13 protein-coding genes are annotated in these 13,067 nt (G+C 70.2%); 6 read left to right on the forward strand and 7 right to left on the reverse strand.

Going from position 1 to position 13,067, the window contains the following annotated elements; translation table 11 throughout:
• Positions 1 to 132 precede the first annotated feature (132 nt).
• Positions 133 to 420: a hypothetical protein gene (locus ACFT9I_RS13120; protein ID WP_382563632.1), complete on the reverse strand. Its 288-nt coding sequence runs from the start codon at positions 418 to 420 to the stop codon at positions 133 to 135.
• A 125-nt stretch (positions 421 to 545) separates the two neighbouring features.
• Between ACFT9I_RS13120 and upp the strand changes: the two genes are divergently transcribed.
• Positions 546 to 1,181, forward strand: a complete 636-nt coding sequence (gene upp / locus ACFT9I_RS13125; RefSeq protein WP_382563634.1) for a uracil phosphoribosyltransferase — start codon at positions 546 to 548, stop codon at positions 1,179 to 1,181.
• Positions 1,182 to 1,201: 20 nt separating this feature from the next.
• Here the strand turns inward: upp and ACFT9I_RS13130 are convergent, their stop codons facing one another.
• From ACFT9I_RS13130 to ACFT9I_RS13145, 4 genes are all read right to left on the reverse strand, one after another.
• On the reverse strand, positions 1,202 to 1,837 hold the full coding sequence (locus tag ACFT9I_RS13130; RefSeq protein ID WP_382563635.1) for a LytR C-terminal domain-containing protein: 636 nt from the start codon (positions 1,835 to 1,837) through the stop codon (positions 1,202 to 1,204).
• Between the two features lie 155 nt (positions 1,838 to 1,992).
• A complete protein-coding gene (locus tag ACFT9I_RS13135) occupies positions 1,993 to 2,295 on the reverse strand; it encodes a type II toxin-antitoxin system VapB family antitoxin (protein WP_023540426.1) in 303 nt (100 codons plus the stop codon).
• A gap of 279 nt (positions 2,296 to 2,574) precedes the next feature.
• Positions 2,575 to 4,116 (reverse strand): M28 family metallopeptidase, encoded by a 1,542-nt coding sequence (locus ACFT9I_RS13140; protein WP_382563636.1) that lies wholly within the window; start codon positions 4,114 to 4,116, stop codon positions 2,575 to 2,577.
• Positions 4,117 to 4,281: 165 nt separating this feature from the next.
• On the reverse strand, positions 4,282 to 4,902 hold the full coding sequence (locus tag ACFT9I_RS13145) for an HhH-GPD-type base excision DNA repair protein (RefSeq protein WP_382563637.1): 621 nt from the start codon (positions 4,900 to 4,902) through the stop codon (positions 4,282 to 4,284).
• Positions 4,903 to 5,067: 165 nt separating this feature from the next.
• On the opposite strand from ACFT9I_RS13145, the gene ACFT9I_RS13150 reads away from it, so the two are divergent.
• The 3 genes from ACFT9I_RS13150 to ACFT9I_RS13160 all read left to right on the forward strand — a co-directional run bounded on the left by ACFT9I_RS13150 (position 5,068) and on the right by ACFT9I_RS13160 (position 9,093).
• Positions 5,068 to 7,323, forward strand: a complete 2,256-nt coding sequence (locus ACFT9I_RS13150) for a germacradienol/geosmin synthase (protein WP_382563639.1) — start codon at positions 5,068 to 5,070, stop codon at positions 7,321 to 7,323.
• A gap of 150 nt (positions 7,324 to 7,473) precedes the next feature.
• The gene (locus ACFT9I_RS13155) at positions 7,474 to 8,160 is read left to right on the forward strand and encodes a TetR/AcrR family transcriptional regulator (RefSeq protein ID WP_382563641.1); all 687 of its coding nucleotides are present in this window, start codon (positions 7,474 to 7,476) and stop codon (positions 8,158 to 8,160) included.
• A gap of 12 nt (positions 8,161 to 8,172) precedes the next feature.
• On the forward strand, positions 8,173 to 9,093 hold the full coding sequence (locus ACFT9I_RS13160; RefSeq protein WP_382563642.1) for an SDR family oxidoreductase: 921 nt from the start codon (positions 8,173 to 8,175) through the stop codon (positions 9,091 to 9,093).
• Between the two features lie 68 nt (positions 9,094 to 9,161).
• Here ACFT9I_RS13160 and ACFT9I_RS13165 read toward each other — a convergent pair whose 3' ends face one another.
• Both ACFT9I_RS13165 and ACFT9I_RS13170 read right to left on the reverse strand, forming a co-directional pair.
• Positions 9,162 to 10,373, reverse strand: coding sequence for an RNA polymerase sigma factor (locus tag ACFT9I_RS13165; RefSeq protein WP_382563795.1), 1,212 nt, complete (start codon positions 10,371 to 10,373; stop codon positions 9,162 to 9,164).
• A 150-nt stretch (positions 10,374 to 10,523) separates the two neighbouring features.
• Positions 10,524 to 10,940 carry a YciI family protein gene (locus ACFT9I_RS13170; RefSeq protein ID WP_382563644.1) on the reverse strand — a complete coding sequence of 139 codons (417 nt, stop codon included), beginning with the start codon at positions 10,938 to 10,940 and terminating at the stop codon, positions 10,524 to 10,526.
• Positions 10,941 to 11,221: 281 nt separating this feature from the next.
• Here ACFT9I_RS13170 and ACFT9I_RS13175 point away from each other — a divergent pair, with 281 nt between their 5' ends.
• Positions 11,222 to 11,968, forward strand: coding sequence for an SDR family oxidoreductase (locus tag ACFT9I_RS13175; RefSeq protein ID WP_382563645.1), 747 nt, complete (start codon positions 11,222 to 11,224; stop codon positions 11,966 to 11,968).
• A gap of 123 nt (positions 11,969 to 12,091) precedes the next feature.
• Positions 12,092 to 13,045 (forward strand): SDR family oxidoreductase, encoded by a 954-nt coding sequence (locus ACFT9I_RS13180; RefSeq protein WP_382563647.1) that lies wholly within the window; start codon positions 12,092 to 12,094, stop codon positions 13,043 to 13,045.
• Positions 13,046 to 13,067: the final 22 nt, after the last annotated feature.

The raw sequence follows: 13,067 nt of genomic DNA on the forward strand, positions 1-13,067 counted from the left end.
TTTGGACCGGGGTGGACGCGTGCCGGGGCGGGGGCGCGGCGGGGGTGTGGGAGGGCCGTGAGGAGGGCGTCGGCCGATGCCCAAGTGGCCGTCCCGCGACGGTCGGAGGGCCGCCGGGTGGCTCCCGCGCGACTACCAGCGGAAGGTCCGCATCCGCATCTGCTGGCGCATCCGGGCCGCGCGGGCCTGCCGAGGTTTCACCCGCTCGCGCAGGGCCTTGGCCTCGTTCAACTCCCGCAGGAACTGCGCACGCCGCCGCCGGCGGGCCGCGTCGCTCCCGTCGGAGACGGTGTCGGACGCGGCATCGGAGACGGTGTCGGACGGGGCGTCGGGCTCGCTGTCGGGCGTGGCGGCCGGCTCGGTGCCGGCCGGCCGGTCGCCGTCGCGCTCCTGCGGATTCCGCCGCTGCCGGTCCGGCATCGCCGCCCCACCACCCCACGACTCGGTTGACTGTGACCCCTGTACGCGTGCCCCATCACCTTCCCTGCGAGCGGGGGATTGATGCCAGCGGGGGCCGTCGGCCGGGCCGCGGTTACTGTGGAGGCATGCGGATTCATGTCGTCGACCACCCGTTGGTCGCGCACAAACTCACCACGCTGCGCGACAAGCGCACCGACTCCCCTACCTTCCGACGCCTCGCCGACGAGCTGGTCACGCTGCTCGCGTACGAGGCCACCAGGGACGTGCGCACCGAGCAGGTCGACATCGAGACTCCGGTGACGGCGACCACGGGTGTGAAGCTGTCCTACCCGCGGCCTCTCGTGGTGCCGATCCTCCGGGCCGGTCTCGGCATGCTCGACGGAATGGTGCGGCTGCTGCCGACCGCCGAGGTCGGTTTCCTCGGGATGATCCGTAACGAGGAGACGCTTCAGGCGTCGACGTACGCGAGCCGGATGCCCGAGGACCTCTCGGGGCGGCAGGTGTACGTCCTGGACCCGATGCTGGCCACCGGCGGCACGCTGGTCGCGGCGATCCGTGAGCTGATCAAGCGCGGCGCGGACGACGTGACGGCCGTGGTGCTGCTCGCGGCGCCCGAGGGCGTCGAGGTGATGGAGCGCGAGCTGGCGGGCACGCCGGTCACGGTCGTCACGGCGGCGGTCGACGAGCGGCTGAACGACCGCGGGTACATCGTTCCGGGGCTGGGCGACGCGGGTGACCGCCTGTACGGGACGGTCGACTAGCCCTCAGTTTCTGGTGCGGGTCAGCAGGGGGCGCCGGTCGTGGGCCTGGTCAGGGTGGCCAGGGTCCGGTCGGCGTCCTTCTGTACGTTCAGGGTCTTGAAGGCCGTGCCGAGCAGCAGGTCCACGTCCTTGGTCTGCCGGGCGTCGTGCTGGGGCTTCGCGCCCTTCAGCTGGGCGCCGAGCACCGTGAAGGACCCGTCCGCGGCGGCCGGGGCGCCGAGCAGTATCCCCGTGCCGGGGATCTTCTTGTCGAACGCCGCCGGCGCGTTGCCGACCTTGCCGATGACGAAGCCGCGCTTCTTCAGCTCGTCGGCGGTGGTCTTGGCGAGTCCCGCGCGCGGCGTCGCGTTGTAGACGTTGACCTTGATCTGGGCCGGCTTGGGGAGCGTCTTGGCGGCCACGGCCGACTGGGACGGCTTGCAGCCGGGCTTACGGTTCCGGTCCGAGGCCGTCGTGGTCTTCTTCTTCGTACCGTCGTCCGCCGTGAACACGTCGATGAGCTGTACGGTCCCCCAGCCGACGAGGCCGAGGGCGACGACCGCGGCGATGGCCGCGAGCACGATCCTGTGGCGGTGACGGGGGCGGCGCATGCGGGGGTACTTGGCACCCGTAATGCGATATTTGCCGCCCATGCCTGGGGGGGTGAGCATGCTCATGGCCGCAGCGTAGTGCGCGGCGGTAGTGATTCCTACTAAATGATCAATAGGTTGGGCCCGTAGAGGCCGGAAAGGCCCCGAAAGGCTCAGTCCCGAGCCGGTTGAGGGCCCGTCAGACGGTTCGGACGGTTCAGGCGGTTCGACGGGCGGTCAGGTCAGCCCAGGTCCAGTTCGAGCACGCGCGCGTGCAGTACCTGCCGCTGCTGGAGTGCCGCGCGGACGGCGCGGTGCAGTCCGTCCTCCAGATAGAGGTCGCCCTGCCACTTCACGACGTGCGCGAAGAGGTCTCCGTAGAAGGTCGAGTCCTCGGCGAGCAGCGTCTCCAGATCCAGTTGGCCCTTGGTGGTGACGAGCTGATCGAGGCGGACCGGGCGCGGCGCTACATCCGCCCACTGCCGGGTGCTTTCCCGGCCGTGGTCGGGATACGGCCGCCCGTTACCGATGCGCTTGAAGATCACACGGAAAGCCTACCGGGCGAGCGCCTCCGGGCGCAGCCATGGCGCGGTGGTGCAAAAGGATGCATATGGTTCAAAGTAGGAGCGACGTATGAGTGGAACCATCCCGTCCGGTGACGTCGCCGTCCAAATCGGCTCCTGATCGCCTCCTGAAGAGGCTCGACGAGGGCTCGACGAAGCCGGGGCCAAGCCACGACGCACGACGGGCGCCGAGGGAACTCGCTCCCTCGGCGCCCGCGGTGAGTGGCTGTCAGTCGGTCGGGCCGTCAGGCCGTCGGTCGGTCAGGCCCGGGACTCGTGCTCGTGGGCGTTCGACGCACCGACACCGGTGTCGCCGTCGGCCGCGCCGCGCTTGAGCTTGGCGGAGGCATCCGCCTTGGCCGTCGCGGTGAGCGGGCTCAGGTCGTGGGCGTAGTGGCCCACCGCGTCGGCGATGACGTCGATGTTGACGTCGAACGCCTCCTTGTTGATGTTGTCGAGGTCGTCACAGGCCGCGTGGTAGCAGGGGTCGTACGCGACCCCCGCCTCGCCGCCGAACTTCGCCGCCTGGTCCGCGGTCTTTATGCCCTCGGCACCGGTGAAGGTTCCCCCGGAGGGGATGCCGACCTCGATGAACGGCCCGTAGTCGGAGCGGCCGGAGAAGTCCGTGCCCTCGTGCGGGTAGTCCTTGCTGTCGAGGAAGTCGGTGATGCCCTTCTCCAACTGCGCCGAGCCCTCCGGCCCCGCGCCCGCGCCCTCGCCGTCCGAGTCGTCGCCGTCGTAAACGAACTGGCCGAAGTTCGGCGAGCCGATCATGTCGAAGTTCAGGTAGAGCTTGATCTGTTCGGCCTGCTCGGGGCTGAGGCCCTTCACGTAGTCCTCGGCGCCGAGCAGTCCGAGCTCCTCGGCCGACCACCACGCGAAGCGCACCTTGTTGGCGGGCTTCTCGCGCGACTTGGCGAGGTCCAGGGCGACTTCGAGCAGACCGGCGGAGCCCGACGCGTTGTCGTTGATGCCCGCGCCCGCGGTGACGGAGTCCAGGTGGGAGCCGAGCATCACGGTGTTGGCAGCGCTGCCGCCCTTGGTCTCGGCGATGACGTTGCGGGTGGTGCGCTTCTGCTGGAGCTGACGGATGTCCAGGGAGACCGTCACAGGGCCGGCAGCGGCCTCGGCGGCGAGCTTCGCGCCCTCGGCCTGGGTGACACCGCCGGTGGGGATCCTGGCCGCGGCCGGGTCGCCCAGGGTGCCGCTGAGGGCGCCCTCGGTGTTGTTCGAGACGATCGCGGCGACCGCGCCCGCGGCGGCCGCCGTCTGCTGCTTCACCGCGAAGTCGCAGCCGCCGCGCTGGATGAGCGCGATCTTGCCGGTGAACGCGCCGGCGGCGTAGTCGCCGGCCTCGCAGCCGGTGGTCGCGTCGACCGGTACGACGGCGAGGGCCGCCTCGATCCCGCCCTTGGGCGTGGACTTCGTGTACGACATGGCCGTGATCTCGGAGTCGCGCGGCGTGGGCGCGGTGACCTTGAGCGTCTGGGCCTGCGTCTCGATGTACGTGAACTCGAAGGTGTCGTACGAGACGTTGTAGCCGGCCTTCTTGAGGAGGCTGTACACGTACGCGCCGGAGGCGTCGTGGCCGAGCGAGCCCGCGGCGCGGTGGCCGCCGGCGGAGTCGGCGATGTCCTGGAACTTCTTCAGGTGCTTGTACGCGTCCTTGCCGGACGCCTCCTTGACGAGCTTCTTGGAGAGCTTCGCCGCGTCCCTCGCCGGGTCGGGCCGGTTGTGCGCGGAGGCGGAGGATGCGGACAGCAGAAGCGGGGCGGCGAGCGCGGTGGCGGCTGCGACTGCCATGAGTCTGCGGGACGTTGCGTTCACAGGGGTCCTTCCGATGCGAACGAGTGCGGACGAGCAGGAGCGTTGCGAAGTGAGCTACCGAAAGTTAGCGACCTGGGGCGTTGTAGGGGAACAGATGTGCCACAAATCATGCTCGTCGGCCGCGCGCCCGTCGGCGTCCGTTCAGCTCTCCGGGGACTTCGCCGCCTTGGCCGACTCCGCCGACTTCGCCGCCTTGGCGGCGCGCTTGGCCTCCTGCTTGTGCGCACGGACCTTGGCCAGGGTCTCGGGACCCGTGATGTCCGCCGCCGAGCGGAACGACCCCTCGTCGCCGTACGCGCCGGCCGCCGCGCGCCAGCCCTCGGGCCGTACGCCGTACTGCTTGCCGAGCAGCGCGAGGAAGATCTGCGACTTCTGCTTGCCGTAGCCGGGGAGTTCGGTCAGCCGCTTGAGCAGTTCGGCGCCGGTGGCGACATCTCGCCACACCCCGGAGGCGTCGCCGTCGTGGTGCGCGACCAGGAACTGGCAGAGCTGCTGCACGCGCTTGGCCATGGACCCCGGGTAGCGGTGCACGGCGGGCTTCTCCGAGAGCAGCGCGGCGAAGGCCTCGGGGTCGTACGCGGCGATCGCGTGCGCGTCCAGATCGTCACCCCCCATGCGTACGGCGATGGTGTACGGCCCCGAGAAGGCCCACTCCATGGGCACCTGCTGGTCCAGCAGCATGCCGACCAGCGCGGCCAACGGGCTGCGGCCGAGGAGTTCGTCGGCCTCGGGCTGCTGTGCGATGCGAATCGTCGTGCTCATGGGCCGATGGTGGACCGGGACATGGAAAATTTCAGGGAGGCCACGCCCTGACGGTGTGTTCATATGACTGTTTTGTGGCGCGGATGGCGGTACGGGGCGAGGGGTAGGGCTGGACACGGACAGCTGCCGGAATCCTCCGGAATCCTCGGGAAAGGCCGCGCACCAGTGACACAGCCCTTTGAACTGCCGGATTTCTACATGCCTTATCCGGCGCGTATCAATCCACGTCTGGAGGAGGCCAGGGAGCACTCCCGGACGTGGGCACGGGAGATGGGGATGCTGGAGGGCTCGGGAATCTGGGAGCAGAGCGATCTCGACGCCCACGACTACGCGCTGCTGTGCTCGTACACCCATCCCGACTGCACAGGGCCGCAGTTGTCGCTGGTCACGGACTGGTATGTGTGGGTCTTCTTCTTCGACGACCACTTCCTGGAGATCTTCAAGAGAACGCCGGACCGTGCCGGCGGCAAGGCGTATCTCGACCGGCTCGCCGCCTTCATGCCGATGGATCTAGCCGACGGATTTCCCGAGGCGACCAATCCGGTGGAGGCGGGTCTCGCCGATCTCTGGGAGCGCACGGTCCCGTCGATGTCCCTGGACTGGCGGGCGCGGTTCGCCGAGAGCACGGAGAATCTGCTCAACGAATCCCTCTGGGAGCTCGCCAACATCAATGCCGGGCGGATCGCGAATCCCGTCGAGTACATCGAGATGCGCCGCAAGGTCGGCGGGGCGCCGTGGTCGGCCGGGCTCATCGAGTACGCGGCGGGGGCGGAGGTGCCGGCCGAGATCGCCGAGTCCCGTCCGATGCGGGTCCTGCGGGACTCGTTCTCCGACGGGGTCCATCTGCGCAACGACCTCTTCTCGTACCAGCGGGAGATCGAGGAGGAGGGCGAGCTGAGCAACGGGGTGCTCGTCCTGGAGACGTTCCTGGGCTGCACGACGCAGGAGGCGGCCGACGCGGTCAACGACCTGCTGACGTCGCGCCTCCACCAGTTCGAGAACACGGCGCTGACCGAGCTGGGCCCGCTCTTCGTGGAGAAGGGCATCGATCCGGTCGCGGCGGCGGGGACCCTGGCGTATGTGAAGGGCCTCCAGGACTGGCAGTCCGGCGGCCACGAGTGGCACATGCGCTCCAGCCGGTACATGAACGGCGCGGAGGCGGGCGGCAGGGCCGGGGCGGGGGAGACGGCGGGGCCGCTGTTCTCGCTGACCCCGGTCGGGCGCGGGACAGCGGCGTCGGACTATCTCAAGAGCCTCGGCAACGGCGCGCCCGCCAGGGTGCGCGGCCACAGCCATGTGCCGTACCAGCGGGTGGGGCCGTCGATCCTGCCCGAGTTCGAGATGCCTTTCACGGCGAGGCTCAGTCCGTATCTGGAGGCGTCGCGGGAGCACGTCGTGGAATGGGCGGGCCGGATGGGCATCCTGGAGGGCCAGCCGGGCGTCCCCGGCTCGGACGTCTGGGACGAGGACCGGATCCGCCGTATCGACCTCCCGCTCTGCGCGGCCGGCATCCACCCCGACGCCACCCCCGAGGGGCTCGACCTCACCTCGGACTGGCTGGCCTGGGGGACGTACGGCGACGACTACTTCCCCGTCGTGTACGGCAACACCCGCAATCTGGCGGCGGCGAAGGTCTGCAACGAACGCCTGTCCCTCTTCATGCCGATCGAGACGCTGGACACCCCGCCACCGCTCAGCGGGCTGGAGCGCGGACTGGCCGACCTGTGGGTCCGCACGGCGGGCCCGATGGACGCGGACGCCCGCCGGGCCTTCCGCGCGTCCGTCGAGGAGATGACGGCGAGCTGGGTCTGGGAGCTGGTCAACCAGATCCAGAACCGCATTCCAGACCCCGTCGACTACATCGAGATGCGTCGCCAGACCTTCGGCTCCAACATGACGATGAGCCTGTCCCGGATCGGCCACGGCCAGGTGGTGCCGCCGGAGATCTACCGCAGCGGTCCGATGAGGTCCCTGGAGAACGCGGCCCAGGACTACGCGTGCCTGATGAACGACCTCTTCTCGTACCAGAAGGAGATCGAGTTCGAGGGCGAGGTCCACAACGGCGTGCTGGTGGTGCAGTCCTTCTTCAACTGCGACTACCCGACGGGCGTCGCGATCGTCCATGACCTGATGAAGGGCCGCATGCGCCAGTTCCAGCACGTCGCGGCCAACGAACTCCCCGTCCTGTACGACGACTTCGCCCTGGACAACGAGGCGCGCGCGGTCCTCGACGGCTATGTGAAGGAGCTGGAGAACTGGCTCTCCGGCATCCTCGTCTGGCACGCCGGCTGCGACCGGTACAAGGAGTCGGACCTGCTCCACGACCGCGCGGGCATCACCCGCTGGCTGCCCCCGACCCCCAAGGGTCCCGGCACCTCGGCGACCCGGATCCGGCTGCCGGCGGAGGCGCTGACGCCGTAACCGGTACCTGTCGTCCAGGCCCGCCGCGCCTCGGTTTTCGGTCCGGGGCGGGGCGGGATGGAGCGGGGCAGAGCGGTGTTCTGTTGCCGTTCTGGTCGGTGTCCTATTTAATGAATGAACGTGCATTTATTAAGTGAGGGAGGAGTCACCGTGGTCGGACGCCCCCGTGGCGTGGACGACGCCGCGATCCTGCGCGCGACCGCCGACGTCGTCGGACGCGTCGGCCCCGCCGGGCTCACGCTCGCGGCGGTGGCCCGCGAGGTGGGCCTCGTACCGGGCACGCTCATGCAGCGCTTCGGGTCCAAGCGCGGTCTGCTGCTCGTGTTCGCCGAGCGGGCCGCCGAGAGGGCGGAGGCCGAGGCCCGTACGGCGCCGGAGCGGCTGCGCCGCGCGCACGGTTCGGCGCTCGCCGCGCTGACCGCGCTGCTCGTGGAGTCGATGGAGCCGATGACGACTCCGGAGACGTACGCCAATCATCTGGCGTTCCTCTGTCTGGACCTCAGTGATCCGGAGTTCCACGCGCACGCCCTCACCGTTCACCGGGCCGAGCGGCGCGCCGTCGAGGAGTTGCTGACCGCCGCCGTCGCGGCGGGGGAGCTGAGGGGCGGGACGGACGTCGGGCCGCTGGCCCGTTCCGTACAGGCGATGGCCGGCGGCGCCGGGCTGATCTGGGCACTCGACCGTGAGGGCACGCTCGCGCAGCGGATGCGGCAGGAGATCGACGAGGTGCTGGCCCGGCACACGGTTCGGCCTGTGGTTCGGCATGTGGACCTGCCCGCTGACCTGCCTGTTGATCCGCCCGCTGACCTGCCCGTGGACCCTGCTCGTACCCGCTGACCAGGAGGAATCATGAAGGATGCGGTTGAGGCGTCGCGCCCGCTGGCGGGCAAGGTCGCCCTCGTCGCGGGCGGCACCCGGGGCGGCGGGCGCGGCATCGCGGTCGAACTCGGCGCGGCCGGCGCGACGGTGTACGTCACCGGCCGCAGCAGCTCCGCCGGGCGCTCCGACCTCGACCGCCCCGAGACCGTCGAGGGGACGGCCGATCTGGTCACCGCCGCCGGCGGGCACGGCATCGCCGTCCGTACCGACCACAGCAGTCCCGACGACGTACGCGCCCTGGTCGACCGTATCGCCGCCGAGCAGGACGGGCGGCTGGACATCCTCGTCAACTCCGTCTGGGGCGGGGACCCGTTGACCGACTGGGAGCATCCGCTGTGGGAGCAGGACCTGGACGCCGGGTTCCGGCTGCTGCGGCAGGCGGTCGACACGCATGTGATCACCAGCCGTTACGCGCTGCCGCTGCTGGTCGCCCGCCGGAGCGGGCTGGTCGTGGAGGTGACGGACGGGAACACCGCCCGCTACCGGGGGACCTTCTTCTACGACCTCGTGAAGTCCTCGGTGATCCGCCTCGCGGTCGCGCAGGCGGCCGAGTTGAAGCCGTACGGCGTCGCCGCCGTCGCGATCACGCCCGGCTTTCTGCGCTCCGAGGCGATGCTGGAGGGCCTCGGCGTCACCGAGGAGACCTGGCGGGACGCGGTGGCCAAGGACCCGAACTTCGCCCACTCCGAGAGCCCGGCGTATCTGGGGCGCGCGGTCGCCGCGCTGGCCGCCGACGCGGACATCATGGCCAAGTCGGGGCGGGCGCTGGCCACGTGGGGGCTGTACGAGGAGTACGGCTTCACGGACGAGGACGGTACGCGGCCGGACTTCGCCGCGCACTGGGCGAGGTCGCTGGTCGCGGAGTTCGGGCCGCTCGGCGATCCGCTGTAGTGCTGTAGTGGGGGCGGGCGGGCGTCAGACGCGGGTGTCAGGCGCGGGCGCGGGGACGGGCGCGGGCGTCAGGCGCGCAGGCGGGCCGCCCGCATCATCAAGTAGCGGGTCTCCGGCACGCTGAGTGTGCGCTCGGCCGCCAACCGGTAGGCGGCCAGGGCGCCTTCCGTGTCGCCCGCCTTCTCCAGCAGATGGGCCCGCACCGCGTCGAGCCGGTGGTGTCCGGCCAACTCCTGCTCCAGACCTTTGAGTTCCGCGAGTCCGGCCGCCGGGCCGTGCGCCATCGCCACGGCCACCGCCCTGCTCAGCTCGGCCATCGGCTCGGGCCCGGGAGCGCGGCGTAGCAACTCGTCGTAAAGCGCCACGATCTGGAGCCAGTCGGTGTCCTCGGTGCTCGCCGCCTCGTCGTGCAGCGCGGCGATCGCGGCCTGCAACTGGTAGGCACCGGCGGGTCCTTGGGACAGCGCCTCCTCGACCAGCGCCGTACCTTCGTCGATCGCGGCGCGGTCCCAGCGGGCGCGGTCCTGCTCGTCCAGCGGGATGAGTTCGCCGTGCGGTCCCGTGCGGGCCGCGCTCCGCGCCTCCGTGAGCAGCATCAGCGCGAGCAGGCCCGTCACGGCGCCCTCCGTCGGCAGCAGCCGCCGTACCGCCCGGGTCAGCCGGATCGCCTCGTACGCGAGGTCCGCGCGCCGCAACTCGCTGCCGGAGGTGGCCGTATGGCCCTCGTTGAAGATCAGGTAGAGCACCTGGAGCACGGTGGCGAGCCGGCGGTCGCGGTCCTCGGGGCCCGGCTGCAGGAAGGGCACGCCCTTGACCTTCTGCTTCGCCCTGCTGATGCGCTGCGCCATCGTCGCCTCGGGCACCAGATGCGCGCGGGCGATCTCGGCCGTGGTCAGACCGCCGACGGCGCGCAGGGTGAGTGCGGTCCGGCCGGCGGCGGGCAGTTCGGGATGGCAGCAGAGGAAGAGCAGGGTGAGGGTGTCGTCCTCCGAGGGGGCCCGGCTCTCACCGGGCGGCGGCGTGGTGAAGGCGTCCCTGGGCGTGAGCGCGGCGACGCTCTCCTCGCGCCTGCGTCGCGCCTCTTCGCTGCGGAACTGGTCGACGAGACGGCGGGAGGCGGTTCGGATCAGCCAGCCGCGGGGGTTGTCGGGCGGGCCGTCGGCCGGCCACTGCTGGGCGGCGGCGATGAGCGCTTCCTGTACGGCGTCCTCGGCGAGGTCGAAGTGGCCGTAGCGGCGGACGAGCGCGCCGAGGACCTGCGGCGCGTGCAGGCGCAGCAGGTCCTCGGTCGTGGTGGGGCCGGTCGGTCGGCCCGTGCCCTCGTTCGCGGCGTTGTTCGCGGCGTCGTTCGTGCCGTCGTTTGTTCCGTCGTGTGTTCCGGCTTTCACACCGCGTATTACACCCCGTCGGACCGGGGCGCGCACCGTGTCTCAGCCGTCGATCTGCGGGCCCTCCTGGATGGGCCGGATGACGACCGGGTAGGACGGGACGCCCTCGGGCTGGGGGCATGCCGCGACGCGCGCGGCGATCTCGGTGACCCGCTCCAGGCTCGCGCAGTCGAGCACCCAGTAGCCGGCCAGCAGCTCCTTCGTCTCACCGTACGGGCCGTCCGTGATCACCGGCTTGCCGTCCTTGTCCGCGCCGACGAAGCGCGTCTGCGAGGGCGCGCTCAGACCCTGCGCGTCGATCAGCTCACCGGACTCGGCGAGGTCGTCGTTGACCGCCCCCATGAAGGCGAACATCTCTTGCATGTCCTTCTCGTTCCAGGCCGCGCTGTGCTCGGACGCCTTGCCGTTCATCGCGTCGTAGTCGGCCTGCGAACCCTGAACCATCACCAGGTACTTCATGATGTCGCTCCCTTTGCTGTGCCGTGCTGTCACCCCTCGTGGGCAACTCTCACAGGGGACGTCGGAGCCGATGACGGCTTCTCGACAGCTCGCGGGATTTTTCTTTCGAATCACTCCGTCGGCCCCGGAGAGCGGGCGCGACGGTCGTGGTCGTAGCGGTCGTAGCGGTCATGTCGGCGCGGTGCGTAGCGATGTTACGGAGAGGGGTAGCGATGCTACGTCGAACATGTTAGCGTTGTTGTTGTCGGGAAGGCGAACACCGCTATCCAGGGAGCAACGTCATGAGCGAGCAGCCGAGCACAGCGCGTCGAGTAGTGATCGTCACCGGCGGGTCCCGCGGGATCGGCCGGGAGAGCGCGGAGCGCCTGGCGGCGGACGGGCACGCCGTCGTCGTCAACTACGCGGGCAATCGGACCGAGGCGGAGGCGACGGTGGCCGCCATCACCGAGGCGGGAGGTACGGCCATGGCCTTCCGCGCCGACGTGGCCGACGAGGTCGCGGTGTCGGCGCTCTTCGACGCGACGGAGGAAGCCTTCGGCGGCGTGGACGTCCTCGTGCACGCGGCGGGTGTCATGTCGGTGACGCCGCTGGTCGATACGGAGCTGGACGCGCTGGACCGTATCCACCGCACCAACATCCGCGGCACGTTCGTGGTCGACCAGCAGGCCGCGCGCCGGCTGCGGAGCGGCGGGGCGATCATCAACTTCTCCAGCTCGGTGCTCGGCCTGGCCTTCCCGGGATACACGGCGTACGCGGCCAGCAAGGGCGCGGTCGAGGCGATGACGCTGATCCTGGCGAGGGAGCTGCGCGGACGTGACATCACTGTCAACGCGGTGGCGCCCGGACCGACCGCCACCGCCCTGTTCCTGGACGGCAAGGACGAGGAGACCATCTCGAACCTGGCCGCCCAGGCCCCGCTGGAGCGGCTCGGCCGCCCGGAGGACATCGCCGAGGTCGTCTCCTTCCTTGCAGGACCGGCCCGCTGGGTCAACGGCCAGGTTCTGCGTGCCAACGGCGGCATCATCTGACGGCCCACGGCCGCCGCTCCTTCCGAGTCCCGTCTGTTCCATCTGTTCGTTCTGTTCTGGGTTCCTTCTGTTCCGAGCTGTTCCTTCTGTTTCTTCCTATCGATCGAGGAGTGGAGTTCCGTCATGGGTGACACCGCGAAAACCATCGTGATCACGGGCGCCGGTTCCGGCTTCGGAGCGCTCGCCGCGCGCTCCCTCGCCCGCGCGGGGCACACCGTCTACGCCGCGATGCGCGACACCACGGGCCGTAACGCCGACCGGGTCGCCGAGGCTCGGGCGTACGCCACCGAGCACGGAGTGGACCTTCGTACGGTGGAGCTGGACGTGCTGTCCCAGGAGTCGGCCGACGCCGCCACAGCCACCGTGCTCGCCGAGGCGGGCGGGCTCGACGCGATCGTGCACAACGCGGGCCACATGGTCACCGGGCCCACCGAGGCGTTCACGCCGGAGGAGCTGATGGCCGTCTACGACACGAACGTGCTCGGCACCCAGCGCGTCAACAGGGCCGTACTGCCCCATCTCCGGGCCCAGGGACATGGGTTGGTCCTGTGGATAGGTTCCACGTCCAGTCGCGGCGGCACTCCGCCCTATCTCGCGCCGTACTTCGCCGCCAAGGCCGCCATGGACTCCCTCGCCGTCTCGTACGCGGCCGAGCTGGCCCGCTTCGGCATCGAGACCAGCATCGTGGTGCCCGGCTCCTTCACCTCCGGCACCAACCACTTCATCACCGGCGGCCACCCGGCCGAGCAGAACGTCGTCCCCGCCTACGAGGAGCGGTACGCCGGTCTCATGGACCAGGTCGCGCAGCGCCTGGCCGACCTCGCGCCGGCCGACGCCGACGTGTCCCAGGTCGCCGACGCCATCGTCGCCGTGGTGGACGCCCCGTACGGCACAAGGCCGTTCCGGGTTCATGTGGACCCCGCGAACGACGGCTCGGAAGAGGTCAGCCGGGTCGCGGACCGAATACGGGCCGAGTTCCTCACCCGTATCGGCCTGGGCGACCTTCTCACTCCTCATGCCGCCACCGGTTCGGCTGCTCACGCCGCTCCTACTGCCCCGGCTGCTCCTCGTGCGTAACAGCGCTACGGGGCCCTTGATA

This window comes from Streptomyces sp. NPDC057137 (assembly GCF_042670825.1).
Classification (GTDB): Bacteria; Actinomycetota; Actinomycetes; order Streptomycetales; family Streptomycetaceae; genus Streptomyces.

What these genes read in the sequence shown, in the direction of transcription:
- ACFT9I_RS13170 (WP_382563644.1), bottom strand. Translation starts at nt 10,940, where the DNA reads ATGAAGTACCTGGTGATGGTTCAGGGTTCGCAGGCCGACTACGACGCG.
- ACFT9I_RS13140 (WP_382563636.1), bottom strand. Translation starts at nt 4,116, where the DNA reads ATGGCAGTCGCAGCCGCCACCGCGCTCGCCGCCCCGCTTCTGCTGTCC.
- ACFT9I_RS13120 (WP_382563632.1), bottom strand. Translation starts at nt 420, where the DNA reads ATGCCGGACCGGCAGCGGCGGAATCCGCAGGAGCGCGACGGCGACCGG.
- ACFT9I_RS13145 (WP_382563637.1), bottom strand. Translation starts at nt 4,902, where the DNA reads ATGAGCACGACGATTCGCATCGCACAGCAGCCCGAGGCCGACGAACTC.
- ACFT9I_RS13175 (WP_382563645.1), top strand. Translation starts at nt 11,222, where the DNA reads ATGAGCGAGCAGCCGAGCACAGCGCGTCGAGTAGTGATCGTCACCGGC.
- ACFT9I_RS13180 (WP_382563647.1), top strand. Translation starts at nt 12,092, where the DNA reads ATGGGTGACACCGCGAAAACCATCGTGATCACGGGCGCCGGTTCCGGC.
- upp (WP_382563634.1), top strand. Translation starts at nt 546, where the DNA reads ATGCGGATTCATGTCGTCGACCACCCGTTGGTCGCGCACAAACTCACC.
- ACFT9I_RS13160 (WP_382563642.1), top strand. Translation starts at nt 8,173, where the DNA reads ATGAAGGATGCGGTTGAGGCGTCGCGCCCGCTGGCGGGCAAGGTCGCC.
- ACFT9I_RS13130 (WP_382563635.1), bottom strand. Translation starts at nt 1,837, where the DNA reads ATGAGCATGCTCACCCCCCCAGGCATGGGCGGCAAATATCGCATTACG.